This window comes from Archangium violaceum, from assembly GCF_016859125.1.
Lineage (GTDB): Bacteria > Myxococcota > Myxococcia > Myxococcales > Myxococcaceae > Archangium > Archangium violaceum_A.
This window is the reverse complement of sequence record NZ_CP069338.1, coordinates 10,374,847-10,401,005: the sequence shown is the minus strand read 5'-3', so window position 1 is coordinate 10,401,005 and position 26,159 is coordinate 10,374,847. Positions and strand designations below refer to the sequence as shown.

Annotated in this window: 20 protein-coding genes and 1 riboswitch; of the genes, 13 read left to right on the top strand and 7 right to left on the bottom strand. The window is 67.9% G+C overall.

What is annotated here, in order from left to right; translation table 11 throughout:
* Positions 1-6: 6 nt before the first annotated feature.
* Positions 7-744, bottom strand: a complete 738-nt coding sequence (locus tag JQX13_RS43865; protein WP_239014214.1) for a hypothetical protein — start codon at positions 742-744, stop codon at positions 7-9.
* 294 nt (positions 745-1,038) lie between these two features.
* Positions 1,039-3,468: a PQQ-dependent sugar dehydrogenase gene (locus JQX13_RS43860; RefSeq protein ID WP_203405358.1), complete on the bottom strand. Its 2,430-nt coding sequence runs from the start codon at positions 3,466-3,468 to the stop codon at positions 1,039-1,041.
* 95 nt (positions 3,469-3,563) lie between these two features.
* On the opposite strand from JQX13_RS43860, the gene JQX13_RS43855 reads away from it, so the two are divergent.
* Entirely contained in the window at positions 3,564-4,823 is a 1,260-nt protein-coding gene (locus JQX13_RS43855; protein WP_203405357.1) for a dipeptidase, read from the top strand.
* A 5-nt stretch (positions 4,824-4,828) separates the two neighbouring features.
* On the opposite strand, the gene lnt is transcribed toward JQX13_RS43855, so the two are convergent.
* Entirely contained in the window at positions 4,829-6,496 is a 1,668-nt protein-coding gene (gene lnt, locus JQX13_RS43850) for an apolipoprotein N-acyltransferase (RefSeq protein WP_203405356.1), read from the bottom strand.
* A complete protein-coding gene (locus JQX13_RS43845) occupies positions 6,493-7,149 on the bottom strand; it encodes a hypothetical protein (protein WP_203405355.1) in 657 nt (218 codons plus the stop codon). Before JQX13_RS43845 ends, lnt begins: the two co-directional genes overlap by 4 nt.
* Positions 7,150-7,248: 99 nt before the next feature.
* Between JQX13_RS43845 and JQX13_RS43840 the strand changes: the two genes are divergently transcribed.
* Positions 7,249-8,151 (top strand): hypothetical protein, encoded by a 903-nt coding sequence (locus JQX13_RS43840; RefSeq protein ID WP_203405354.1) that lies wholly within the window; start codon positions 7,249-7,251, stop codon positions 8,149-8,151.
* Between the two features lie 1,140 nt (positions 8,152-9,291).
* Here the strand turns inward: JQX13_RS43840 and JQX13_RS43835 are convergent.
* A complete protein-coding gene (locus JQX13_RS43835; protein ID WP_203405353.1) occupies positions 9,292-11,544 on the bottom strand; it encodes a sensor histidine kinase in 2,253 nt (750 codons plus the stop codon).
* Between the two features lie 102 nt (positions 11,545-11,646).
* Here JQX13_RS43835 and JQX13_RS43830 point away from each other — a divergent pair, with 102 nt between their 5' ends.
* From JQX13_RS43830 to sugE, 9 genes are all read left to right on the top strand, one after another.
* Positions 11,647-14,043 (top strand): transglycosylase SLT domain-containing protein, encoded by a 2,397-nt coding sequence (locus JQX13_RS43830; RefSeq protein WP_203405352.1) that lies wholly within the window; start codon positions 11,647-11,649, stop codon positions 14,041-14,043.
* Positions 14,044-14,112: 69 nt separating this feature from the next.
* Positions 14,113-15,510: an L-seryl-tRNA(Sec) selenium transferase gene (gene selA, locus JQX13_RS43825; protein WP_203405351.1), complete on the top strand. Its 1,398-nt coding sequence runs from the start codon at positions 14,113-14,115 to the stop codon at positions 15,508-15,510.
* Positions 15,504-16,103, top strand: a complete 600-nt coding sequence (locus tag JQX13_RS43820; RefSeq protein WP_203405350.1) for an HNH endonuclease — start codon at positions 15,504-15,506, stop codon at positions 16,101-16,103. The genes selA and JQX13_RS43820 overlap by 7 nt, the downstream gene beginning before the upstream one ends.
* Positions 16,104-16,181: 78 nt before the next feature.
* Positions 16,182-17,912: a hypothetical protein gene (locus tag JQX13_RS43815; RefSeq protein WP_203405349.1), complete on the top strand. Its 1,731-nt coding sequence runs from the start codon at positions 16,182-16,184 to the stop codon at positions 17,910-17,912.
* A gap of 191 nt (positions 17,913-18,103) precedes the next feature.
* Entirely contained in the window at positions 18,104-18,988 is an 885-nt protein-coding gene (locus JQX13_RS43810; protein ID WP_430384230.1) for a P-loop NTPase, read from the top strand.
* Positions 18,988-20,262 carry a helix-turn-helix domain-containing protein gene (locus tag JQX13_RS55720; RefSeq protein ID WP_275424918.1) on the top strand — a complete coding sequence of 425 codons (1,275 nt, stop codon included), beginning with the start codon at positions 18,988-18,990 and terminating at the stop codon, positions 20,260-20,262. The genes JQX13_RS43810 and JQX13_RS55720 overlap by 1 nt, the downstream gene beginning before the upstream one ends.
* A gap of 90 nt (positions 20,263-20,352) precedes the next feature.
* Positions 20,353-20,616 carry a hypothetical protein gene (locus JQX13_RS43800; RefSeq protein WP_203405347.1) on the top strand — a complete coding sequence of 88 codons (264 nt, stop codon included), beginning with the start codon at positions 20,353-20,355 and terminating at the stop codon, positions 20,614-20,616.
* Positions 20,610-21,557, top strand: coding sequence for an RluA family pseudouridine synthase (locus JQX13_RS43795; protein WP_203405346.1), 948 nt, complete (start codon positions 20,610-20,612; stop codon positions 21,555-21,557). The genes JQX13_RS43800 and JQX13_RS43795 overlap by 7 nt, the downstream gene beginning before the upstream one ends.
* An 80-nt stretch (positions 21,558-21,637) precedes the next feature.
* A riboswitch (guanidine-III (ykkC-III) riboswitch) is annotated at positions 21,638-21,696 on the top strand.
* Positions 21,697-21,712: 16 nt separating this feature from the next.
* Entirely contained in the window at positions 21,713-22,039 is a 327-nt protein-coding gene (sugE, locus tag JQX13_RS43790) for a quaternary ammonium compound efflux SMR transporter SugE (RefSeq protein ID WP_203405345.1), read from the top strand.
* A gap of 71 nt (positions 22,040-22,110) precedes the next feature.
* Here the strand turns inward: sugE and JQX13_RS43785 are convergent, their stop codons facing one another.
* Positions 22,111-22,779, bottom strand: a complete 669-nt coding sequence (locus JQX13_RS43785; RefSeq protein WP_203405344.1) for an ester cyclase — start codon at positions 22,777-22,779, stop codon at positions 22,111-22,113.
* 132 nt (positions 22,780-22,911) lie between these two features.
* Between JQX13_RS43785 and JQX13_RS43780 the strand changes: the two genes are divergently transcribed.
* Positions 22,912-23,967: a DUF6310 domain-containing protein gene (locus tag JQX13_RS43780; RefSeq protein WP_203405343.1), complete on the top strand. Its 1,056-nt coding sequence runs from the start codon at positions 22,912-22,914 to the stop codon at positions 23,965-23,967.
* A 1-nt stretch (position 23,968) separates the two neighbouring features.
* Positions 23,969-24,727 carry a DUF5953 family protein gene (locus JQX13_RS43775; RefSeq protein ID WP_203405342.1) on the top strand — a complete coding sequence of 253 codons (759 nt, stop codon included), beginning with the start codon at positions 23,969-23,971 and terminating at the stop codon, positions 24,725-24,727.
* A gap of 112 nt (positions 24,728-24,839) precedes the next feature.
* Here the strand turns inward: JQX13_RS43775 and JQX13_RS43770 are convergent, their stop codons facing one another.
* Entirely contained in the window at positions 24,840-26,159 is a 1,320-nt protein-coding gene (locus tag JQX13_RS43770) for an HD-GYP domain-containing protein (protein WP_203405341.1), read from the bottom strand.

Genomic DNA, 26,159 nt, shown 5'->3' with positions numbered 1-26,159 from the left:
GTGCCACTACCTGTGATGCCGGCCGCCCCAGCGGAGCTCTCGGGAGGGGCTTGCGTCATGGTAGCGGGGGCCGCGATGGCGGACGGGAGCTGACCAGCCCCTGTAGTAGTGGTGACGCACCATCGGGTAGCGCCGCCACGTGTGGAAGAAGTAGTGGGGATGCCCCCACCTCACGGTGATGCCCGCGTGCCGGTACTCCGGAACGACGACCCGGACCGAGCCACGCACGGCCCATCCGCCATCGACGAAGACCCACAAGGGCCCACGCCGCACCCATCTCGGGGCAACGAAGACCAGACCTGGCCGGGGCGGCGCGACCCAACTCCCACCCACCCAGGCCCACTGCGTGCCGGACCAGAACCAATAACCGGGCGCCCACGTGAGGTTCGGAGCGGGAGCGGGCGGAGGGGTTTCCACCTGGAGTTGGGGAGGAGCCTGGGTCGTCGTGACCTCTTCGCTCGTCAGATCGATGGGGATTTCCACCTCCATCGAGCCGGGACTCGCCCATCCCCCTGAGATCCAGCGCCAGACATATCCGTCCTGCTGCCAGTAGCCGTTGACGAACTGGTAGCCCGGCATCTTCGCGATCCACGCCCCCGGCTTGAAGCGCCACTGACCGTCATCCCAGTACCAATGGCCCGAGGTCCACACGGCATCGGCGAAGGGACGCGCTGTCGGCGTCTCCTCGGGGAGTGGCGGAGGAGGGGAGGGGGCCGTGGGCGCCAGTTCCACATCCTCTTCCATGTCTCCGGCGAACTCGGAACCTGGCGCGGCGACCGGGGCCGTCTGTGCATGAACGACCGGGGTCGCCAGGCCCAGAACCAAACAGACCAACCATCGAGGACTCATGACGCGTCTCCGTGTCTGCTGCCGAACCATCCACTGACACGCAGGCAAAGGTGTGCCTCGTCGCCAGGGTTTTCACGCATGGACGGTCATGACCCCGATTGATTCATGCCACTTCTCCTCACGGCTTGGGTCCGAGAGGGAGGCCCCGTCTCCTGGTCACCTGGCAGCCAGGCGAACCAGATCCTCTTCCTACCGGCGCCGTCTCGTGGCGAGGTGTGCTCCCAGAAGCATCGCCCACAGCAGGAGATTGCCGGCCGGAAGCCCCGAGGTGCATCCGCACCCTCCGCTCGGTTTTCCCGGGTCCGAGCCCGCATCCGGTTCGGTGCCCGCGTCCAGGGGGCTCCCTGCATCCGGCGCCGAGCCCGCATCCGGTGGGGTGCCGCCATCCGCGGTGCCGGCATCGGCGGGGTCTGGAGCCTCGGTCACTGTGAGCATGAAGCTCTGGGTGGCGGTGCCATGGTCGTTGGTGGCGACCACGGGAATCTCGTAGGTGCCCGGGGTGCTCGGAATCCAGGAGATGACCCCGGTCCTCGGATCGATGCTCATTCCGGAGAGCTCCTCGCTCAAGGAGTAGGTCGGCGGAGGATTGCCGAGGGTCTTCACCTCATAGCGATAGGGTGCTCCGACGACGGCGGCCGTCACGGGCTCGGACAGGATGAGGGGAGGGGCCGTGTCGGTGTTCTGGATGGTGAGCGCGACCGTCCGGGTGAGTGCTCCCGCTCCCTGGAGCTGGAGGGTCCCGGTGGTGTCCTTCGCATCCGGAGCGTAGAGACCCTGGATGACCACGGCTTGCGGCGTGGCATGGTTGGCCGGCGTGAACGTCAGGGTTTCGCCCGAGGCGATGGAGAAGCGCTCTCCCTCCCAACGGGTGGCCTTGAGCACCACGTCTCCCGGGGGCGCGCTGGCGAGAGACACGTACAGCGTGGCGCGTGCGGTTTCCTCCAGGCTCATGGCCGTGCTCGAGAGGACCAGGTCGACTCCGTCATCATCGAGGAGCTGGACATCCACGGACCGAGGCTCCATGCCAGGACCTCCGACGAGAACCGTGACGGTTACGTGGCGCGCATCCTCGTCCGAGCTCGCGAACAGGGTGACGGTCTGGGGCGTAGCGAAGTTGTCCGGCGTGAACGTCAGCGACCCGCCATCGACCACGGACAGGCCCATGCTTTCGGCGCCCAGGAAGGTGGTGGTGAGGGTGATGGGGGCGGTGGGCGCATCCTCCAGGTGGACGGAGAAGGACGTGGTCTGCCCCTCGTCGACGGAGAGGCGCGTCCTGGAGACGCCGACGCGCGGGGCCGGGGCCGACCAGGTCACCCGGTGGATGATGCCGCTGGAGAACTCAGCGTAGTAGAGCGCCCCATCGGGCCCCGTCGCGACGGCCACTGCCTCCGGGACATCGGTGGCGAAGGGATCCACGCGGGTCACGGTACCGTCCGCTCCGAGCGTCGCGCGGATGATCTGCCCGGACACGAAGTCTCCGAAGAAGAAGTTGCCGCGGTACGGGGGCGGGAAGGTGGTGCCCGTGTAGAAGGCTCCGCCCGTGATGGAGCCTCCCAGGTAGTGGGAGGAGACCGTGCCACCGCTACTCCTGACATCCGGACCCTTCTGGGCGACGGTGAACGACGTGGAGCTGGTGACGGAGGCGATGTAGAAGTCTCCGTGGAACGCCACGTCGCCTACGTCGAACACGGAAATCCGCTCTCCCGGGTGGAAGCCGTGGGGCTGTGAGGTCGTGAAGGTCACGACGTTGTCCCGGCGTTCCGCGCCCTGTGGGGTGAGCTGGCGGACGTCATTGCCATGGGTGCGGTAGTTGATGACGGGCGTGAGGAATCCCTCGGGCTGGTAGTTCTCGTAGGTATTCCAGCCCGCATGATCTCCGGCCCGCGGGACGAAGACCTGCTCGTAGGCGTCTCCAGCGACGTTGACCCACAGCCTTCCGGTGCCGGGCTCGAAGGTGAGGCCGAAGGGATTCCGGAAGCCTCGCGCCCAGATGTAGTCGTTGTTGGGTCCTGGGCCGTCGAAGAACGGATTGTCCTCGGGGGCAGTGCCGTCGCGGTTGACCCGTCCGATCTTGGAGCCGAGGGTCGCCAGGTCATCGTTGGCTCCCAGACTGGTCCCCGTATCGCCGACGCCGAAATAGAGCCTTCCATCGGGGCCGAACGCGAGACCTCCGCCGTCATGGTTGGCGCCCCGGGTGGGCAACCCTCCGAGAATGACGGTCTTGTCGGTGCCAATCCCGTCGACGTCGGTGTACCGGATGATCTGCTGCTCGCTCTCGGAGACGGTGACGAAGACGTAGAGGTACCGGTTGCTGGCGAAGGCCGGATCGATGGCGATGCCGACCAGGCCGCACTCGCACCAGTCATGCGTCTGGATGGGGCTCACCTTCGCGAAGAGCGTGGGTTGGAGCACGCCGTCCTTCACCAGATGGATCTCTCCCGACTTGCGCGTCACGTAGAGCCGGTTGGAGCCATCCGTGGCCCAGGCCATGCCCGTGAGTTGGCTCAGGCCGGAGGGGACGAAGACCGTGTCGGTGAAGCCGCGCTCGAGCACGGTCGCTGATTCGGCTCGGGGCGCCAGGGCCAGGAGGCCGAGAAGCAAGAGGATGGATGTTCGCATGGGGCGGAGACTTCATGAGGGCCCTGGGCTTGTCCATTTCGGAGGAGCGCCGCTAATCGATGACGCGTCCGCGCGGGTGCGATAAGCGATCGGCCATGAGACCCACCACCGCGCTTCTCAGCCTCGTCCTGCTCGCGGGTTCGGCGTGCACCCACGGCACGAGCACCCAGCAGGGCACCCCGGCAACCCCTTCGTCCACGGACCTCGCCGAGCGCGCACACGAGCTCGCCAGGCGCGTCATCATCGTCGATGGCCACATCGACGTGCCCTACCGGCTCAAGGCGAAGGCTGGTCCCGATGGGGAGCCCACCGAGGATATCTCGCAGCGCACCACCGAGGGTGACTTCGACTTCCCGCGCGCCGTGGAGGGCGGGCTCGACGTGCCCTTCATGTCCATCTACATCCCCGCCGAGTACCAGGAGAAGGGCGGCGCCAGGGCGCTCGCGGACTCGCTGATCGACATGGTGGAGAAGATCGCCCGGAAGTCCCCCGAGAAGTTCGCCATGGCGTACTCGGTCGAGGAGGCCCGACGCAACTCCCAGGAGGGCAGGGTCTCCTTCGCGTTGGGCATCGAGAACGGTGCCGCCATCGAGGACAAGCTGGAGAACGTCGCGCACTTCCAGCGGCGTGGCGTGCGCTACATCACCCTCACGCACTCCAAGGACAACCTGCTCAGTGATGCCTCCTTCAACACGGGCAAGCGCACCTGGAATGGCCTCAGTCCCTTCGGCAAGCAGGTGGTCGCCGAGATGAACCGGGTGGGCATCATGGTGGATGTCTCGCATCTCTCGGATGACGCCATCCGTCAGGCGGTGGAGACGAGCCAGGTGCCCGTCATCGCCTCGCACTCCTCGTGCCGCCACTTCACGCCCGGCTTCGAGCGCAACATCAGCGATGAGCTCATCCGCGCCGTGGCCGCGAAGGGTGGGGTGGTGATGATCAACTTCGGCTCCGCCTTCCTCACCCAGGCCGCCAACGCGTACCAGGAGCAGTTCCACAAGGACATCACCACCTTCGCCACGACGCGTGGCCTGAAGCAGGACAGCCCCGAGCTGAAGGCGTTCGTCGAGTCCTATCTGCGCGAGCACCCGGCCCCGCTCGCGAAGGTGGAGGACGTGGCCGATCACATCGACCACGTGGTGAAGCTGGTCGGGATCGAGCACGTGGGCCTCGGCTCCGACTTCGATGGCGTGGGCCCCACGCTTCCCATCGGGCTCGAGGACGTGTCCAAATATCCCAACCTCTTCCGCGTGCTCCTCGAACGCGGCTACAGCGAGGCGGATATCGAGAAGATCGCCTCGGGCAACGTCTTCCGCGTGTGGCGGCAGGTCGAGGCCCACGCCGCGAGCCGCTGAGCGCCTCAGGCTCCCGGAAGCGGGTGCGATGACGGGGCCGGGCGTACCTTCCGCCGGGCCAGCAGCGAGGGGCCGAGGAGGAGCACCACGCTCAGCACCAGGGCGGTGGGGCCTGGCCAGTCACCCCAGGCCACCATCAGCGTGGGCAGGTGCGGGGTCTGGGGAACGGTCATGGCCACGCTTCCTCGGTGGTCGTCCGGCACCTCGGTGAGCACCTCGCCCGTGGGGCTGATGAGGGCGGAGATGCCCGAGTTGGTGACGCGCACCTGTGGCAGCCGCGTCTCGATGCTGCGAAACGCCGCGTGCATCAGGTGCAGCTTCGGCGCGGGCGTCCCCGAGAACCACGAGTCGTTGGACAGCGTGACGATGAGCTCGGCGCCCCGGCGGGCCTCCTCGGCGACGTAGCCGGGGAAGATGGACTCGTAGCAGATGAGCGGCGCGATGGTGAGCGTCCGGCCCTCGCGCAGCGGGAGCGCCAGGGCCTGGGGTCCGGGGCCCCGCTTCCAGTAACCCGTCCAGGGCATCCGCTCGCGCAGCCATGGCGAGTCGATTGCCTCGGGGACCCACTCGGTCAGCGGGAAGAGCATCGTCTTGCGGTACGCCGAGCGGGTCAGCGTTCCGTCCCGTCCCGGACCCACGAACATGGCGGCGTTGTACTCGCGCTCCTGCTCCAGGTCGTACGTGCCGAAGAGGAGCGGCACCTGGCGTCGCGAGACGAATTCGGAGATCTCCGCGTCGAACTCGGCGCCCGCCTCGCTCTTCGGTGTGCCGAAGGTCGTCGGGTACACCGTCTCGGGCCAGACGAGCAGATCCACCTTCCGGTCCTGGAGCAGCTCGTCCGAGAGCCGGTAGTGCGTGTCCAGGATCATCCGGACGACGTCGTACATGCCCATCTCCGCCGCGAGCTTCTCGTACTTCGTGATGTTCGCCTGCACGACGCCCACCACGAGGTCTGGCCGCGAGGCCCTGGCGTCGGCTACCTGCCGGTAGCGGAGCTGTCCATACCCGAGCCCGCCCAGCACGATCGCCGCCAGCACCGCCAGGGGCGCCAGCGCGCGCTTCCAGCCCTCCCCGGGCCCGTGAGCCACGAGGGCCTTCCCCGCGGCGAGTACGCACTCGTTGGCGATGATGATCACGAACGTGAGCCCGTGCGCTCCGGCGATGTCCGCGCCCTGGCGCAGGAGCTCGGACGCGTAGAGGCCTTGTCCGAGGGTCTCCGCGAAGAGCTTGGGACACAGCCACTCGGTGCCCACGTACACGAGCGCGCTCGTGAGCGTGACGCGCCAGAAGGCCCACGGGCCTGCTCCCGAGGTGCGCCGCAGGTGGTCGCGCACCAGCGCGAAGGCGATGAACTGGAGCTCCATGAAGGGGGCCAGCACCCACAGGGCGAGCCAGCACACCGCCAGGGGCGCCTGGGAGTAGCTCTGTATCGCCCCGGGGAACCATCCGAAGACCGCCGAGGTGAAGGCGAGGCTCAGGGCCACACCGGCCAGCACGGCCTCGCGCCAGGATCCGGCCCGGTCCAGCACCCACAACCAGGGCACGAGCGACACCCAGACGACCGCCACCCAGCGAGCCTCCAGGCTCGAGAACAGCCACGCGAGGGCCGTGGTGCCCGCGACGCCGAGCAACAGGCCCGCCAGGCGTCGCGCGCGTGCCGCACCCGCGCTCACGGAATGGGCTCCACTCCCTCGGGTCCCGCCGGGACGTCCAGGATGTCGATGGGCATGCCCGGGGGCGCCATCTCGGGCGGGACGACTCGGTTGGAGGGCAGCTCGACGGGGTTGCCGTTCGAGTCGGTCGGCTTGTAGTCCGGATGGAACATGAGGATCGGCTTCACGCGCTCACCGTTGTCCGTGGCCTGGTAGTGGCGCACGTAGCCGGGAGGCAGCTCGAAGTCCTCGGGCACGATGATGCCCTGTTTGATGGGCTTGGTGCCCGGGCGGTACAGGTTGATGCCCTCCGCCGGTCCCGAGGGCGTGGCGTCCTGCGTCATGGGCTCCTGCGCGGGGGCGGGCTCGGATGGGGACGGTGCTCCCGAGAGGGCCACGCTCTGCGCCATGGGCCGTGGGGCCACCTTCGGGGCGGGCCGGTAGGAGATGGAGGAGGTGGGGTTTTCCGCGCGCCTCTCGGGCGCGGCCTCTGGTGTGTCCGGCACGGGCCCTGGTGATGACACGAGCCAGGCACTCAAGAGCAGACACACGACCGTGAAGCCGAGTGCCAGCCCGATGATCCACGTACCACTGCCCGCGCGCTTGCGCTGGATGTGCGTCACGCCGTCACTGTCGACGCGCCGCCGCTCGTCATTGGGAGGCTGCGAACCCATTCTCGCCCCTGTTCTCTGGGCCTCGTATGCTACGGGCCCCCTGCCGCCCGGGCAATCCGTCGAGAGCCCGGTGGATGACTCCTGCTCCAAGTGAATGCCATGCACGCTGCCGATGCGTCCGCCGCGCCCTCCGTCGAGGGTCGAGCCGTTGCCCCGAGCTTCCAGGTCCACGCCTACGCACCGGTGCCGCGAATCCTCGGTGCCGTGCTTCAGGTGCTGATCGTCGCCGATCTCCTCTACCTCTCACAGCTCATCGTCTTCGACACCTTCACCGGGGCGTTGAACCCCACACCGCCCGCCCTGTCGGGCTGGCTCGCCCTGCTCGCGCTCGTCCTGTTCGGCTTCCTCCAACTCCTCCGTTGGTTCTCCGCCGCCACCTTCTCCGTCGAGCCGGAGCGGTTCGTACTGGATCGCCGCGGGGATCGATTCGAGATTCCCCTGAGCTCGGTGGCGTCCCTCCAGATCTGGCGGGTGCCCCTGCCGGGGGCGGGCCTGTCGTTGCGGATGAAATCGGGGCGCACCTTCCAGTACTCCCCGCAGGTGTCGGACCCCCTGCCACTGCTGGAGGCGCTGGGCCGCCACAACCCTGAGCTCTCCGCCACGGCGCATCCTTCGCTCGCCGCGTTCGCGCACGCCCGGGCGGTGATCGTCCGCCGGCGCTGGTACCACCTGGCGTTCAAGTTCGTCCTGTTCCCGCTGCTCCCCGCGGGTGTCATGTTCCGGGCGAACCAATACATCACCTACGGTGGGGCGTTCGGCCAGTACCAGATGTACGGACTCGGGCCCTACCTGCAGAGCCTTGGCACCTATTGGACCGTCTTCACGGCGGTGCTCGTGCTGCTCGCGGCCCTGTGGCGCGTCCCGTCCGAGTTGATTGCCTTCATCGGGGCGTGGCTCTCACCGCCGCGAGCGCGAGGCGTACGGCGGTTCGTGGAAGTGGCCAACGCGGTGCTCTATTACGTGGGCTTTCCCGCGCTCATGGCTGCGCGGTTCTTCCTGTAGGCGTCAGCGGTACGGCGTTGTGGGCTCGAAGTTGGGAGAGGGCTGGCTTCGGCGCTACCGCTCAGGAAGAGACACAATGCGCGAAATCACGGTCGAGACCCAGGGGTCGCGTGGCCCGAGGGAGAGGAGCCGTGCTTGCATGAAGTCATGCGATCGAGCGTGTGGCAGGCTTTGATGTGCACGGGGCTCGTGGGCTGTGCTGGTGGCCAGCAGGTGCTGCGTCAATCCGTGGGACCGGGACCCGGACCGGGCTGTGCGAGCACGATGGATTGTGCATGCAAGAATGGTTCGGCAGCCGCCTGCGAGCAGCTGGGGACGGCGCCCAGGCCCCCCAATCCCCCGGCTCCTGGACCTGTGATGCCACCCGGTACGGGCAAGGTGCTTGACAAAGGCTCCAAGGACAGCTGCGTGGATTACTACGACAGGTGCGTGGACGCAGGCGGTGGAAGTCTACCGGGTCGTATCGAGGGCGAGAGCCGCTGCGCATCTTGCTTGGAGTACTGCACGTCCAATGGTTTCTGGCCACAGGCGCTCTACACATGGAACGGGGTCAGGCTGCCATGCCCGGGCATCTGACAAGGGAAGAGGGCGAGCGGCTGTCTCTCCTGGCTCGAGAGTGGGATCGTCTCTACCTCTCGCTTCGAGAGGCTTCCCTCGCCGAGAAGGTCCAGGCGTTCAAACGACTCGAGCGGCGGTTTCTAAAGGAGATGCGTACCGCGGCCGGGAAACGAGAAGTGCGCAGGCGGATCACCAAGAGCCTGCTCATGGAGAACCGTACCGGTCCCTGGAGGCGGTTCTCGCCGTACCTGCGGCGAATGGAGAAGCTTGGCTACTCCTCGATGGACTGTCGCTTGTTGGTTTGTTGCTGGGCGGCGCAGGCCGCCAGCGGTTCTCGAGTGGGGCTGCGCAGGGCTGCTACGCTCATCGCTGACTTCGAGCGGCGGGCTCGAATTCGGCCACCGCATCCCGCCGCGCGGGAGCAGGTCGAGCTCATGTTGGCGCGAGCCCGGACATTCGCTGGCCTCGACACCGATGGTGTTGCCGCCCAAGAGCGCAAACGCCGCAAGAGGGCGGATGCGCGGAGCTCGCGCTCGGACGAGTAACCGATGACGGCGCTCGCCGGTCCTGGCGGCTTCTTCCTCAGCTCGCGCGGCGCTTCTTCTCTCGCTTCGACTTGCGCTCGGACCTCGGCGGCGGCGTGAGCTCCGGGTTGCTGTTTTCCAGCGACAGGGACTCGGCGGACCTCGTGGCGGGGAAGGGCGTCCCGTCCACGATGAGCCGCTCCGGGTGCTGGGCCGGCTCGGATGGGGGCACGGGCATGCGGATGATGAACGTGGCGCCTTCGCCCGGCTTGCTCTGCACCAACATCGTCCCGCCGTGGTTCTTCACGATGCGCTGGCTGATGGCCAGCCCCAGTCCCGTGCCCTTCTGCTTCGTCGTGTAGAAGGGCACGAAGATGTGCTGCTGTTGATCCTGCGGAATCCCGGGGCCCGTGTCCGACACGTGCAGCTCCACGACCGAGTCCCCCGCCGGGGATCGGAAGTCGTTGAAGCGATCCGGCCGCACCGTCTTCACCGTGATGCTCCCCCCGGCGTCGCCCATGGCCTGCATCGCGTTCTGCACCAGGTTGATCAACACCTGCTTGAGCTGCTCCGCGTCCGCCTCCACCCGCGGCAGGGACTCCTCCTGCTCGACCTTGAGCTCGATGCCCCGCGGAATCTCGTTGTGGATGAGCTTCACCGTCCGAGTCACCACCTCGTTCAGGTCCGTGGGGCCGAAGTTCTGCTTCAGCGGGCGCGAGTAGTCGAGGAACGCCGACACCACGCCGTTGAGCCGGTTCACCTCCTCGACGATGACCTCCACGAACTCGCCTTCCTCGCCCGGCAGCCGCTTGGGATCGAGGCACTGCGCCGCGCCCTTGATGGCGCCCAGCGGGTTGCGGATTTCATGGGCCAGACCCGCGGCCATCTCGCCCAGGGCCGCCAGGCGGTCGCGCTCGCGGATCTTCTCGTACAGCTTCGAGTTCTCCAGGGCCGTCGCCAGCCGCTCGGCCACTTCCAGGATGAGGGCGATCTCATCCGAGGCGTAGGCCTCCGGCACGCGCTCGTCCCACAGGTTGAGGAAGCCGATGACGCGGTCATTTCCCAGCAGCGGCACGGTGATGCCGCCCTTCATCTGCAGGAGCGCCGCGCGCGTGTCGTTGAGCCGCTTGAGCTCGTCGCGGAAGCGCTTGCCCTCCACGGCCTGCTGCCGCAGCACCGCGATGCGCCGCTCCACGTTCTCCAGCAGCACCGCCTTCTGTCCCGAGGCCACCGCGAACAGCACGCCACGCGCCGCGCCCGTGTCCAGGAAGGTCACCGGCGCCGGTCCCCGCGCGTCCAGCAGCCGGTAGCCCGGCCGATCCTCCGCGAGCAGGTACAGCGAGGCATGGGTGATGCGTCCCGATTCGTGCAGCGCATCCAGCACCATGCGCGCCAGCTCGGAGATCTCGATGACGCCCGCCATCCGCGCGCGCACGTTGCTCAGTACCCGCAGCAGTTCGAAGCGCTCGCGGAAGAAGATGGCCACCACCTGCTCCTCCACCTTCACCCGCAGCGGCTCCAGGAGGATGAGCACCACGAAGGCCGCCACCACCGTGTTGAAGAGGAAGAGCGAGGTGTTGTTCTCGTCCACCCACACCGTCAGCACGGTGAAGACCGCGGCCAGGATGCTGGCCAGCACCGTCTGCGAGGCGATCTTCCCCAGCAGCTCGTGCAGGTCCATCAGCCGCAGCCGCAGCAGCGTCTGGGCCAGGAAGAACAGGTAGAGCGTGGTGAAGACCGGGCCCAGGGTGGGGAAGGGCAGCCCGTAGCGCTCCAGCAGGTCCAGCGCGCTGAAGAGGATGGCCGCCCCCGCTCCGATGGCCAGGTACGTCAGCCGCAATCGTTCGATACGTGACTCGGAGGTGCTGACCCGTCGGAGCAGCAACGAGATGGAGGCGAGCAGGGCACCGAGCACCCAGGCGCCCATGGCCACCCGGGCCCACCGGTTCTCGGCGAGGGGAGAGACGGCCACGGCCAGGCCGAAGATGGAGGAGAGGAAAGCGAGCCGCCGGCCGAGCAGATGCGTGCCCTTGCTCACCCCGAGGAATTCGAGGAAGAAAGCCACTGCCGCGCCAGGAACCAGCGAAGCCAGTAGAATGGTGGCACCCACGGTCACCCGCGTCACCCACGGGTACTCCGCGCGCTCGAACAGGCTGTGCAAGAAACTGGACAGGTAGTACCCGCCCACCGTCAACGCGAAGACGGAGTAGAGCGTGAGCACTCGAGGGCGTCCCGCCCGCAACAACATGGAAACGCCAAGCGCCAGCCCGATGATGGATGCGAGAAGAGCGCTCTGTGTCCGGATGTCCATGCGTGGTGGCCAGTCTAACCTCCGTTCGTTCGCGGAAATTTTTTCCCTGCATCCAGTTGTCTCCCGGGCTGCCCAGGCGCATCACCTGAGGGCCCATCCCGTATGAAAGCCTTCGTCCCCCTGCTCGCCGCTGCCGCCGCCGCCACGTCGCTGGCCTTCACCCAGGCGCCTCTCTCCGAGGAGCCCTCCGCGGCTCCCCAGGCCCTCACGGGCAGTGCCCCGTCCGAGGCCCAACTCTCGCCGCCTCCCGACTCGGAGAAGGCCGTCGTGCCTCCCGGCTTCGTGGAGGTACTCAACCCGGCGTTCCCGGATGGACCTCCGCCCGCGCCCGCGCAGCCGAGGATCTTCAAGGGCCGCGCCTACGGCCTGGACGACCTGGCGCCGTACTTCGGCGAGGGCAAGCGCAAGGAGGCCAAGGAGGCCTTCGACAAGGGCTTCTACGTCCGCGCCCGGGAGTTGCTGGAGAAGGAGGGGAGCTCGCTCCCCGTGCGCTACCTGCGCGCCCTGAGCGCCGTGCGTGCCGGGGATGACAAGCGCGCCGCCGAGGAGATGACCGCCCTGGCCGCGGACTACCCCGCGCTGCGCGATCGATGCCTCACCCATGCCGGCGTGGCCCTCGAGTCGCTCGGGCGTTTCGCCGAGGCGGCCGAGCTGCTCGCCCAGGTGCCCGACAGCTCCCGGCTGTACGCCGATGCCCGCCTGGCGCTCGGCCGCGTCCTGCGCAAGGCGAAGGATCCCGAGGCCGCGCTCGCCGCGCTCGCGCCCCTGTCCAGCCGCACCTCGCCCTCGTGGGGCCGTAACGTGGGCGCCGAGGCCCTCATGGCCAGCGCCGACATCGCCGCGGAGAAGAAGGACAAGACCCGCGAGCGCGAGTTCCTCTGGCGCCTGTGGGCCAGCCATCCCCTCACGCCCCTGGCTCAGCAGGCCGAGAAGCGCCTCAAGGGCCAGCAGGCGCCGATGGAGATGAAGGTGCTGCGCGGCGAGCAGCTCATCGAGCTCAACCGCAACCGCCAGGGCCTCGACGTGCTCGAGCCGCTGCTGCCCAAGCTCAAGCTGCCCGACGCGCTCGCCTGCCGCGCGCACTTCGTCTACGGCAAGGGCCTGCGCAAGGAGCGCCAGCACACCCGCGCCATCGCCGCGCTCACCCCCGTGGTGGACAAGTGTCAGGAGCGGGATCTGCTGCCGCGCGCCCTCTACGTGCTCGGCTCGTCGCGCTCCATCGTGGATCAGGTGAAGGGCCCCGATACGTACGAGCGGCTCGCCCGCGAGTACCCGGATCACTCCTTCGCCGACGACGCGCTCTTCTTCGCCGCGGATCTCTACGTGAAGACGGGCCGCCTGGAGCTGGCCTCGCAGCGGCTCAAGGAGCTCGCGAAGCTCTATCCCCAGGGCGACTTCCTGGGCGAGGCGCTCTTCAAGGACTTCTGGATCTCCCGCACGCTGAAGACCGCGGACGGTGGCCTGCCCATGCTCGAGGAGATCGAGAAGCGCTTCGCCGACGCGGACGAGACGTACGACGTGGAGCGCGCGGCGTACTGGCGGGCTCGCACCCTGCAGGACAGGGGTGACACGAAGGCCGCCGCGGACATCTTCGAGAAGCTCGCGGTGGAGCACCCGGCCACCTACTACGGGCTGATGGCGCGCACGGTGCTGGGCGAGCTGGAGCCGGCGCGCATGGAGCGCGTGGCGCCGCGGATCGACTTCACCCAGCAGGAGCGCCGCGGTCCCTGGCCCCTGCACGCGGGGGCGATGGAGAAGGATCCGCACTTCACCGCCGCCGTGGAGCTGCTGCGCCTGGGCTTCCCCGAGGCCGTCTCCTCGGAGCTGCTCGCCGTCAACCGCACGAACCTGCCCGCCGAGAACATCCGGCTGCTCGTCCACCTGCTGGCGCATGCCGGTGACGAGCGCGGGGCCCATGCGGTGGCGCGCGTGGCGCTGCGCCGCGACCTGAGTGGCCGCATCACCCCGGAGACGCGGCCGGTGTGGGAGGTGGCGTACCCCAATGCCTTCCGCGAGCTGATCGAGAAGCACACCCGCACGGCCGGCGTGGAGCCGGATCTGCTCCAGGCGCTGATGCGCGAGGAGAGCGCGTTGGATCCCAAGGCGCTCTCGTGGGCGGGCGCGCTGGGCCTCACCCAGCTCATGCCCTCCACGGCGCAGGCGGTGGCGCGTCAGCTCAAGCTCAAGAAGGTGACGACCCAGGCGCTGCTGGATCCGGACCTCAACATCAAGCTGGGTGCCCACTACCTGGGCTCGCTCGTGAAGCGCTTCTCCGGACACACCCCGTTCGCGGTGGGCAGCTACAACGCCGGTCCGCTGGCCATCGACCGGTGGCGCGCGGATCGCCCGGGCATGCCGCTGGACGCGTGGGTGGAAGAGGTGCCCATCGCGGAGACGCGCGGCTACATCAAGCGTGTGCTGCGCTCCTACAACACCTACCAGCTGCTCTACGGCCGGCCCGCCAAGGCGCCCGTCGTGCAGGCGTCCAGGAAGAAGTGATGTGAACACGGGGTGAAGGGTAGGGGGGCTGGCTGGCGCGAGCGCCCCCGCTCCCTTAAACTTCTGTTCGTGGGTGCACCCTCGGCAGAAGACGGGGGGAAGAACGCGCTGCTGCGCGCGCTCCCCTCCATCGAGCAGCTCCTGCGCCGTCCCTCCCTGGAGGCACGGTTGTCAGGCCTCCCGCGAGCCCGGGTCGTGGCGGCGTTGCGGCTCGCGGTGGAGCGTGTGCGCGGGCGGTTGCTGCGCGGCGAGGCCCGTCCTTTCGAGGACTCGGACGTGGACGAGGCGCTGCGCACCCTGGCCACGCCCAATCTGCGGCCCGTGCTCAATGCCACCGGCGTGGTGCTGCACACCAACCTCGGCCGAGCCCCCCTGGCGCCCGAGGCCGTGGCCCGCGTGGCCGCCGTGTCGCGCGGCTACTCCAACCTCGAGTACGACCTGGACGAGGGTGAGCGTGGCAGCCGCTATGCCCCCGTCGTCGAGCTGCTCACCCAGCTCACCGGCGCCGAGGACGCCCTGGTGGTGAACAACTGCGCGGGTGCGGCGCTGCTGGTGCTCGCCACGCTCGCGGCGGGTCGCGAGGCTGTCGTCTCGCGCGGGGAGTTGGTGGAGATCGGCGGCGGCTTCCGGGTGCCGGACGTGATGAATCAGTCCGGGGCGCGTCTGGTGGAGGTGGGCACCACCAACCGCACCCGGCGCTCGGACTACGAGTCGGCCCTCACGCCGGACACGGGCGTGCTGATGAAGGTGCACCGCTCCAACTTCGCGCTGGTGGGCTTCACGGAAGAGGTGGAGGTGAAGGAGCTGGCCGCGCTCGGCCGCGCGCGCGGGGTGCCCGTGGTCGTGGACCTGGGCTCGGGGGCGCTGGTGCCGCTCACGGGCGAGGGGCTCACCGACGAGCCCACCGTTCCCGCCACGGTGGCCGCGGGCGCCGACGTGGTGGCCTTCTCCGGTGACAAGCTGCTCGGTGGGCCGCAGGCCGGCATCATCGTGGGCCGCGCCGCGCTGATCGCCCGCATCAAGAAGCATCCGCTCACCCGGGCGTTGCGCATCGACAAGATGACGGTGGCGGCGTTGGAGGCCACGCTGGAGCTGTACCGGGATGGGCGTCCGGAGGCGGTGCCCACCTACCGGTTGCTCACCTGGCCCGTGGACGTCCTCCGCGCTCGTGCCGAGCGGCTTCAGGCTCTCCTGGCGGAGAAGGGCCTCCAGGCTCGTGTGTCTCCGACTTCGGGACAGGTAGGCGGGGGAGCGATGCCCTTGGCCCGGTTGCCTTCCTTCGCGTGCATCCTCACTGTTGAAGAGCCAGCCGCCTTCCTGGAATGTCTTCGAGGGGCGGACGTTCCGGTGATCGGGCGGATCTCGGACGGCGAGGTGGTCCTCGACGTCCGATGCCTGGCGGAGGAGGACCTTGGGCCGGTCGCTGATGCCGTTGGTACGGCCATACAGGGAAGACAGCCATGTTGAACAGCGCCGTTCTCGTCCTGAACCGTAATTATCAGCCGGTGCACGTCACCTCGGTGAAGCGCGCCCTCTCGCTCCTCTATCTGGGAGTGGCGAAAGCCATCGACGCGCACTACCGCCTCTATGAATTCGAGGACTGGGCCGCGTTGAGCGCCGCCGCCCCGCACGACAGCATCAACACCATCAACCGGCGCATCCGCGTACCCCGGGTGGTGGTGCTCTCCGCCTACGAGTATCTGCCGCGTGGCCGCGTGCGCTTCTCCCGCCTCAACATCTACGCGCGCGACCACGACACCTGTCAGTACTGCGCCCGGCAACTGCCTCGCTCGGAGCTGAATCTGGACCACGTGGTGCCTCGCTCCCAGAACGGCAAGACGAGCTGGGAGAACGTGGTGTGCTCGTGTGTGCCCTGCAATCTCAAGAAGGGGGGGCGTACGCCGGAGCAGGCGGGGATGAAGCTGCTGCGGACGCCCGTGCGGCCCCGCTGGACGCCCTTGTTCCGAGGTGCCTCCCGCCGCGTCACGTACCGTGAGTGGTTGCCGTTCCTGAACCTGGCGGACGCCTCGTATTGGAACGTGGAGCTTCTCGACGACTGAGTGACCGTTGCCCCGTGAAGGGGGTCTCCCTGAACGCGTGGACCCTGTCCGCGCGTCGACTGTCGAGGGGAGACACATATGAGGGGCAACCGATGGTTGGTCGCGGGCGCGCTCGCACTGCTCATGAGTTTCATGGGCTGCGACTGTGGCAACACCCCGCCCGGTACCAACGATGACGCCGGCGTGGTGGACGGCCGGGACGCGGGGGATGGACAGCCGGATGGCGGGGACGGGACGGTCCTGGATGGTGGCCCGGGCTCCCAGTGCGTGGCGGCGGGGGCGAGCTGCAGCCGGGACCTCGGTGCCCAGTGCTGTACGGGCGTGTGCGGTGAGGATGGCCGCTGTCCGGAGCCCAACCCGCTGTGCCGGAGCGCTGGAGAAGCCTGCACCTCGGGCGTCCAGTGCTGCACCAACGTGTGCTCCAACGGCACGTGCGGCGCCAGCCAGTGCCTCGACATCGGCGGCGCATGCTCCAGCGCCGAGGAGTGCTGCACCAAGACGTGCACCAACGGTACGTGTGCCCAGATTCCGAGTGACACCACCTCGATGTGCAAGGTGGTGGGCCAGGCCTGCGCAGCGGATGGGGACTGCTGCTCCACCAACTGCCAGGCGGGCCTCTGCGCCCGCGCCTACTCGTGTCAGGGTTACGACGACATCTGCACCACCAGCGCGGAGTGCTGTGGAAACGCGTGCTCGGCCAATGGCGACGGCGGCGTGGGCCGGTGCCTGTTCGTCACGGGCGGTGGCGGGGGCGGGTGCATCCAGGACGGCAACCCGTGCAGCGAGGGCTCCACGTGCTGCTCGCGGACGTGTGTGGACCTCGGCTATGGCGCCACGGTCTGCCAGCCGGTGGGCGGTTGCAAGCTGACTGGAAACTTCTGCACGCAGGACAGTGACTGCTGCGGCGGTGGGACGTACCCCGACGGCGGGCCGATCAACCCCAACGGCACCGTCAAGTGCACCAACGGTCGCTGCGACAACGGGCAGTCCTGCAACGGCGTGGGCAACGTTTGCGGCGCCGGCAAGCTGCCGGATGGAGGGGTCACGGACGTCAGCGCGTCGCAGAACTGCTGCGACGGCAAGAAGGCCGTGTGCCATGCGGACTCCACCGGTGTGCCCAGGTGCTTCGGTGGCTCGGCGGTCGATGGCGGCCTGGGGGCCTGCCCGAGCGGCTACACGGGCGAAGCGGGCTGCTGCATCGCGCAGAACGACACCTGCCAGTTCTCCGATCAGTGTTGCGACGGCGCCCTCTGCCTGCCGGCGGGGGATGGCACCGGCCGCCTGTCGTGCCAGAAGCCCACGTGTGCTCCCGTGGGCACGCCCTGCGACGACGCGAGCGTGACGTGCTGCGCGGGCACCCAGTGTCTGCCCAACTCCGAATTGACCAAGGCCTGTCTGGTACCGTACACACAACCTTCCTCTGACGGTGGAACGCCTTCCACCGACGGTGGAACCTCCCCTGCCGACGCGGGGACGGGGGGTGGTACGTGCCAGGCCAATGGCGCCACGTGCTCGGCCGGGTCACAGTGCTGCTCGGGCATCTGCTCGGGAGGGACCTGTCAGGCGCCCCAGGCGTGTCAGCCACAGAACGAGGTGTGCACCTCCGGCTCGGACTGCTGCCAGGGCCTGCTCTGCGACATCCCCCAGGGGTCCGTCACCGGCACCTGCCAGCCCGGGGCTACCTGCTCGACCAGCGGACAGGCGTGCTCGAGCAATGGCGAGTGCTGCACCGGCCTGGCCTGCGCCACCTCGACGGCAGGGGCGTGTGATGGCACTTCGCCCTGTGTCTGCCAGCTGATCCTCAACTAGTTGGCCAGGGAGTCGACGCGGAGCCCGGGACGGGTTTTGATACGGGTGCTTTGAGTCCCCCCAGTCCCTCCTCCGCGTCGCAGCCCGCCCGGTCCCCCTCGCCCGCCCCGTCCGCGGGCGGGGCCTCCGCGCGCCCGGACCCCGATTCTCCGGGGCTCGGCGCGCGGGCTCGTCCCCACCGCATCATCGCGGTGGGAGGGGGCAAGGGTGGTATTGGCAAGTCGCTCGTCTCCGCCAACCTCGGAGTCGCGCTGGCCATGCGAGGCCAACGCGTGCTCCTGGTCGATGCGGACCTGGGTGGCGCCAACCTCCACACCTGCCTGGGCGTGGGCCAGCCCACGGCCACCCTGTCGGACTTCATGTTGCGTCCGAAGGCACGGCTGGAGGACGTCATCGTCCCCACGGGCGTGCCCAACCTGTCGTTGATCGCCGGCGCGCTGGACGTGCTGGACGCGGCCAACATCAAGTACGCCCAGAAGCAGCGGCTGCTGCGCGGCCTCCAGACCCAGACGGTGGACTACCTGATCCTCGATCTGGGCGCGGGCTCCAGCTTCAACACGCTCGACTTCTTCATCATCGCCGATCATGGTGTGCTGGTGCTGCTGCCCGAGCCCACCTCGGTGGAGAACGCCTACCGCTTCGTCAAGGCCGCCTTCTACCGGCGGCTGCAGCAGGTGGAGTCCAACTACGGCATCGAGCGGCTCGTGGAGCGCGCCCTGTCCACCCGCGAGGGCGCCGCGCGCACGCCCTTCGAGATCATCCAGCACGTGCGCCAGCACAACGTCTCGCTCGCCGAGCGGCTCGAGAAGGAACTGACCGCCTTCCGCGTGAAGCTGGTGCTCAACCAGGCGCGCTCCGATGGCGACCTGAACGTGGGCGGCGCGGTGGTGTCCGCGTGGAAGAAGTTCTTCGGCCTGGAGATGGATGACCTGGGGGCCATCCGGTATGACGACGAGGCGTGGCGCGCGGTCCGCAGGCGCCGGCCCATCGTACTCGACAAGCCCGAGTCTCCGGCCGCTGTCGGTATCCAGAGCATCGCCGATCGCCTGTTGGCGCTCGACGGGGTGACGGGGTGATGTCCGCCATGAAGCACTTCGAGCAGCAGTCCTATTACGAGCTCCTGGAGGTGCCTGTCAGCGCCTCGGAGGATCAGATCCTCGACGCCTATGCGCGCGCGATGGAAACGTACTCTCCCGACTCCATCGCCGTGTACACGTTGGTGGAGCCGGAGCAACTCGAGGCCCTGCGACAGCGGCTCACGCAAGCCATGGAGGTGCTCTGCGAGCTGGATATGCGCATCGAGTACGATCGCAAGCTCGGCGTCATGCGCTCGCCCGAGGAGCTGAACCGCCTGCGAGCGGAGTCGCTGAAGCGCGCGGCCGCGTCGGATGGCGGGGAAGCGCCCGCGAACAGGGCAGGGGAGTCGCCGGTCTCCACGGTGGCGGCCCCGGCACAGCCCGTGGCCGAGGTGAAGCCCCAGGAGGTGCATGCGCATCCGGTGGCGCAGGAGCAGCCGGTGGCGCAGGAGCAGCCGGTCGCCCTGGCGCCCTCTTCCGCTGAGTCGGAGCCGCTGGATGCGGTGGTGGTGACCGAGGTGGAGCCGGAGTCCGAGACGGCGCCGGTGGTCGAGGTGAAGCCCCTCAAGCGGCCGGAGGAGCCCGAGGAGGATGCTCCCGTGGCCAGGCCGGAGCCGAAGCCGGTGCTGGGGTCCGGGGGAACCGTGGCGCACGTGGAGGAGGAGAAGACGGAGGTGGAGGTCCCCCCTCCGGCTCCGTCCGTGGCCCCGACGCCGGCCGCCCCCCCGCCCAGGTCCCGCTCCCTCACTCCGATGCCCGGGACCCTACGGTCGGTCGCCCATGCCCGGCCCAGTGCTCCGGTGGCGCGCCCGGGTTCGTCCGTGCCTCCTCCGTTGCCACCACGCAATGGGGCCCGGCAGTCCCCCGCACGCATGCCCAACGGGCAGCAGCTCGGGGATGCGCCCGTGCTGGCCCAGGCCTCGGCCATCGCCACCGCCGAGTCGGCGCTCGCCCAGGTCGCGGTGAAGGCGCGCGACTCCCGTACCCGACTCAAGACGATCGTGGACATTCCCTCTGATGCTGAGTTCAACGGCGAGCTGCTGCGCCGCGTTCGCGAGGGCCGCAACATCTCGCTGCAGATGCTCGCGGACAGGACGCGCATCTCGGTCCGACACGTGGAGAACATCGAGGCCGACCGCTACGGCATCCTCCCCGCGGGGGTCTATCTGCGCGGCATGTTGATGAGCATCGCCCGCGAGCTGGGGTTGGATCCGCTCCGGGTCTCCAGGAGCTACATGGGCCTCGTCGCATCCGGTGAGAAAAACCGGCGATGAGACGGTGCTGAGCGGCCGGGCGTCTCCTGGGTGTTTGCCGCGTGTCAGCGAAGTTGACACCCCGGGGGGGGCTGCTTAGAAAGGTCCAGGATGACTGAAGAAGAAAAGATCAAGGCCATGCGGCTGGCCCGCGCGATTGCCTCGGATATCTCGCTCTACAACGAGCAGAAGATCATCAAGGGCATCGAGCAGGACAACCTCTTCGAGGTCCTCAAGGAGGAGCTCGACGAGGGCCGTGAGCTCTACAAGAGCCGCGTGAGCCCCGAGATCTTCCAGAGGATGAATTTCTTCGAGCGGGCCATCAACGACATCGTCCTGCGCTCCAAGGCGCACGTGAAGTCGAAGATTTGGTAGCCCCCGACGCGCGCGAGCACCGTGCCCCGCCCGAGGCCCGTGGCGAGCGGCTGGATCAAGTTCTCGCGCGTCTTTTTCCCGAGCTCACGCGCTCGCGCATCCAGGGCCTCATCGAGGCCGGTCACGCGCAGGTCGACGGCAAGCCCGTGAAGGCCTCGCTGCGTCTCAAGGGGGGCGAGCTGCTGTCCCTCGTGGTGCCCGCGCCAGTCCCCGCCGTGCCAGTGGCCGAGGAGCTGCCGCTGGCGGTGCTGCACGAGGATCGCGATCTCGTCGTGGTGGACAAGGCGGCGGGGATGGTGGTGCACCCGGGAGCGGGTCACGCCTCGGGGACGCTGGTCAACGCACTGCTGCACCGGGTGAAGGATCTGGCCGGCGTGGGCGGCGAGCTGCGCCCGGGCATCGTCCACCGGCTGGACAAGGACACGACGGGCTGCCTGGTGGTGGCCAAGCACGAGGCGGCGCTGGTGGCGCTGCAGAAGGCCTTCAAGACGCGCGCGGTGGAGAAGACGTACCTGGCGCTCGTGCACGGGGTGCCCAAGGCCGCGGAGGCGCGCATCGAGACGCTCTACGGCCGCCACCCGGTGCACCGCCAGCGCTTCACCGGCAAGGTGAAGGAGGGCAAGCCCGCCATCACCGTGTACCGGGTGCGCGAGGCCTTCGAGGGCGCCGCGTGCGTGGAGGTGGATCTGCTCACGGGCCGCACGCATCAGATTCGCGTGCACCTGGCGGAGGCGGGCCACCCGCTGCTGTGCGACAGCGTGTACGGCGCGGGCCGCAAGGCGAAGGGCAGGGCGGAGGAGGCCCAGGAGGTGCTGGGTCGCCAAGCGCTGCACGCCTGGAAGCTGGCCTTCCCCCATCCGCGCACGGGCAAGGTGTTGCACGTGGAGGCGCCGCTGCCTCCGGACTTCACCGTCGCGCTGAAGGTGCTGCGAGGCCGTTAGCCGTCCCGGGCTCGAGCGAGCAACCCTGGACAGGCGCGAGGGGTGCGGTTAAGCCTTGCCCCGTCACGATGGGCTCATGGGGAGCGCCATCGGGCCCGGACGAGGTGCGCCGTACCCGGTCACGACAAGACGACGCCCGAGAAGGAGTGTGCGTCATGGCGTGGATTCTCCTCGTCGTTGCCGGTCTGCTCGAGGTCTGCTGGGCCATCGGGCTCAAGTACACCGAGGGCTTCACTCGACCCCTGCCCACGGTGCTGACGGTCGCGGCCATCATCGCCAGCATGGTGCTGCTGTCGATGGCGGCCCGGAGCCTGCCCATCGGCACGGCCTACGCGGTGTGGGTGGGCATCGGTGCCTTGGGAGCGGCCATCTTGGGCATCTTCCTGTTCCACGAGCCCGTCACTCCCGCGCGTGCCTTGTTCCTCGCCATGCTCCTGACGTCGATCATCGGCTTGAAGCTCACGAGCGGTGGCGAGCACTGAACTCGGAGTGGGTCCGCCCCGGCGGCCACGAGGGTGACCGGGGCGGGCCGGGCCGCGAGCAGCAGGAGGGATTACTTCGTCCCCGCGGCGTGGACCGGGCACCCGGTCGCGATCTGACTGAGGAAGAGGCTGTTGTCGTAGTAGTGCTCCACCTCGACCAGCCGCAGATCTTCCGCCACGCGCGCCACGCTCATGCCGAAGATCTCCACGCGCTTGCCGGTGGGCTGCTGGCCCTTGTAGGGGCCCGTGAAGTTGCCCCAGTGGCGCCACTTGAAGCTCACCACGGGCGGCGGCGAGTACACCTCGAGCACCTCCCAGAAGAACCCCTCGGGGAAGGCCGTGTGGAAGACCTCATGTGAGGAGTCGAAGGTCTCCTCGCTGGCCTTGTAATACGGCGTGTCCCCGAGGAAGAGGTTGTAGCTGCCCCTCGCGGCGATGTCCTGGCCGGTGTGCCAGGGCCCGCCGTTGGTGCGATTGCGAAACTTGTCGAGCACGACCGAGACCCACTGGGTGGGATCGGCCTTGTGGGAGACCTCCATCTCGAACACCCGCACGAGGTCCTCCACCACCATCTCCAGCGACTTCTCCGGGAAGTGGTGCGTCCGCTCCTTCCCCACGGTGATGCGCGTGAGGTGGTAGTCGGGACGGCCGTGGCGCCACTTCACGCCCTCGTCGTTCTCGACCACCGCATCTCGTCCTTGCAACCAGAGGGGCTCCGCTGCCGGCTTGCCGATGCTCATCTCCGCTCCTTGTGCGTGCAGTGTTCACTGCGGGATGCATCTTGGCGGATTGACGAGAAAATCGCGAATTCCCGAGAGCCTTCGGGGTAGGAGCAGGGCGTGGAAGCAGTCTAGAGGGAGCGCCTGCTGCTGTTGGATCAGAAGTGGATGAGCCTGCCCCCTCGCTTGATGAAGGACGTGACGATGCGCTTGCGGACTTGGAGCGCGCTCCTGGTGCTGCTCACCGCCTGCGCGAGCGCGCCCGCCTCTCAGTCGATGCCACGGCCCCACGCCCTTGCGTCGACTCCCACTTCGGGCCCGCGCATCCGGCTCGTTTCCGCGCCGATGGAGCCAGCGCCGGCTCGGTCGTGGATTGGAAAGGCGGACCTGGACAATGCCAGGGCACTGCTGTCTCGGGCGCGCAAAGACATCGAGCCGCGTCAGTGGGAACAGTTGGACCGCAAGCTCACCGCGGCGGAACGGGCCTTCGAGCGGTTCTCCCGCGCCGCGAGGACGAGCAGGCACGCCGCAGAGGTGGCGAGGGGAGCCGAGGGCCTTGCCCAGGCTGGACGCGCAAGCGAGGCCCCTTTAGCGCTCTCCAGGGTGGGCCCGGTGCTCGTGGCCCTCGTCCTGCTCTGGCCCTCCAGCACCGCCGGGCCGGAGGCTGACAGCCGCCCGCCCTGGGTCGACGCTCAACGGGAGTTCGAGGCCCGGCTGCGGGACGTCTCGGAGTCCTCGCGGCAACTCATGGTGGAACTTGAGGCCCAGCCTCGTGCGACGAAAGCACCGGCCCGGGAGCCGTCGCCGCAGAAGCAGCCCGCGTTCGCCCTCGTGGAGGAAGACGACCCGAGATGCAAGCCCATCCCGGTGCCGCATCGAGGCGGAAACAACGAGCACAATAAGTGCGCCGACAGAATTCCATACAACAGCTTCGCCGGTTGGGATGTGCTCGTTGATGGCAAGCAATTTGACGCGCTGCAACTGGCCACGCGCACGTTGTGGGAGGTAAAGACTGATGATTTTGATATACACTCGCCTCGCTCACAAGCGTTCTTCGCCAAAGTGAAGTTGCCGGAGATACGACGCGAAGCCAGACTCGCCAAGGAGTGTGGCTATAACTTCGCTGTTGGCGTCAAAAGCGCCGCACACAAAGAAGCTCTTGAGAAATTGGATAAAACCCTCACCATTATCGTGATGGAGTGGTGTTGATATGGAGTTTTCTCCAAATGGCATTATCGTCAGCGTGTACGCGCCCGCGCTCGTAGGCGATGATGGGCGCCCGCTTGCTATAGTTCATGGAGTGGAGCGTGCGTTTCCTGGATTGCTCTTGCGGTGGACAACCTCGGAGAAGGACGACCTCATCGCAGTACCCCACCGCGATGCGTGGGTCGCGTCCGACAGGACAGACGGAGGTTTTCCGTTCCTTTGCAACGATGACGACGCCCACCCTGTGACGATTTTTGGGCTCGAAAACCCGAACGGTCTTTCCGCAGAAGGCCCGCCGCATTTTGAAGTGCATGCGTCGCTGCCAGCGCATGCTGCCGGCCTTGCGGCGGCTGCGGATGTGCTGGCGGCCGTAGGGGAAGGCGCACGTGCGTACTGGGGGCACGCCACGCCCTCCAACGCGACCGTGGAGATTTCGCGGCAGACGACCGATCCGGTGCGTAAGCCAGGAGTTCCGCCACGAGGGCTGCCAGCGCTCAGGTTCCCAGACTACATCCTCGCGCCCGAGATTCCGCATAACCTCGGGTGGCTGAACTACTGGTCGGATGCTGCCGCACGGGCCATCGGCTTTCCGGACCCGGCCCGCGATGCGGAGCTGCTTTCGCGCTCACGACGTACCGCGACGGACGGGTGGGTTGTGCAGCTCACGGATGCGCCGCTCGACCTGGATACCCCCGCGCACCTGGACGCGCTCAAACGGGCCTACGAGCGCTTCCCGGAGATCGGAGGGCGCTCCACCCCTTGAGATTGCTGGGCTTCTCTTGGCGAGGAGTACGGGACTTGAACTCGTGGGCAGGACGGTAGGAACTTCTGCCGAAGGTAGCGCTTGGGGCCCGGCCCCTTCCGCCGAGGGGGGCTCAGAGGCCGCCCAGCGACATCGTCTGCTGCCGCCGGCTCAGCACCTTCACCGGCTGGATGGCCATCACGCGCATGAAGACCTGGAGCAGCTCCGGGTCGAACTTGTTGCGCATCTCCGTCCACATCAGCATCAGCGCCACCTCGGGGCCGTACGCCTCCCGGTACGGCCGCCTCGACGTCAGCGCGTCGAAGGTGTCGCAGATGGCGATGATCTTCGCGAACACCCCGAGGTTCGTCTTCGGGATGATCATCTGGATGTTGCCTCGCCCGTCCCGCACCGCCGTGCCGAAGTCCGCCTTGTGCTCGAACGTCGTCACCACGCGCAGCAGCGTCGAGCGCGAGAAGCCCTTCTCCATCAGGATGTTGCGGATGGAGATGAGCGGCGCCTTCTGGATGATCGCCTTCTCCTCCGCGCTCAGCGCGCCCCTCTTGGTGGCCAGCTCCTCGGGGATGGTGCTCATCCCCGCGTCGTGGAAGAGCGCGATGTAGCCCAGGTCCCTCAGCTGCGCCTTGGTCAGCCCCAGCTCCTGCCCGAACACGATGCTCATCAGGCACACGTTCACCTGGTGGTACACGAGGTAGTCCGCCTCGCGCTTCATCGTGGTCATGCCCAGGAAGTGCGTCTTCTGCTCGAAGGAGATGTCCACGAAGTCCTGCACCAGCCGCAGCGCCTTCGACGTGTTCAGCGGCTTGCCCTGCTGCACGGACTCCAGGTACTTCGAGAGGAAGAACACCGCGCGCGCGTAGACCGTCATCGCGTACTTCTTGCGGTCCACCTTCTGATCATCCGGGTTGGCCAGATCGTCCCGGTTCAGCTTCTCCCGGAGCCGGGAGAACCTGGCCACCTTCATGTTGAGCAGCTTGCGGCCCGCCAGCCCGTCCTCCTCGGCCGCCGCCGTCTGCTCCTTGCTGAAGATCCAGATGAAGTTCTTCAGGTCCGGCACCGTGACGGGCTTGTTCAGCGAGATGCCGCCCACGTCCTTGTCGCGCATCTCCCCCAGCAGGTAGCGCTGGTTGTCGATGGAGTTGAGGTCCACCTTCACCAGCATGTTGTTGAGGTAGAACGAGTCCTTGACGCCCACCAGCTCCAGCCGGCCTTCCTTGGAGATGATCTGGTTGATGATGTCCTGGAGCTGGAGCAGCGGCTTCTCGAAGACCGCGTTGTCCGGGTCGTACATCTTCACCGAGCGGATGAGCATGTACAGGCCCGACACGAGCCCTCGCGCCAGGGTCTGCAGCTTCTCCGAATAGGCGCGGCCGAACTCGCCGACGTTCTCGCCCTGGCTCTGGGTGACCTTCAGGTTGTGGGTGTCCAGCAT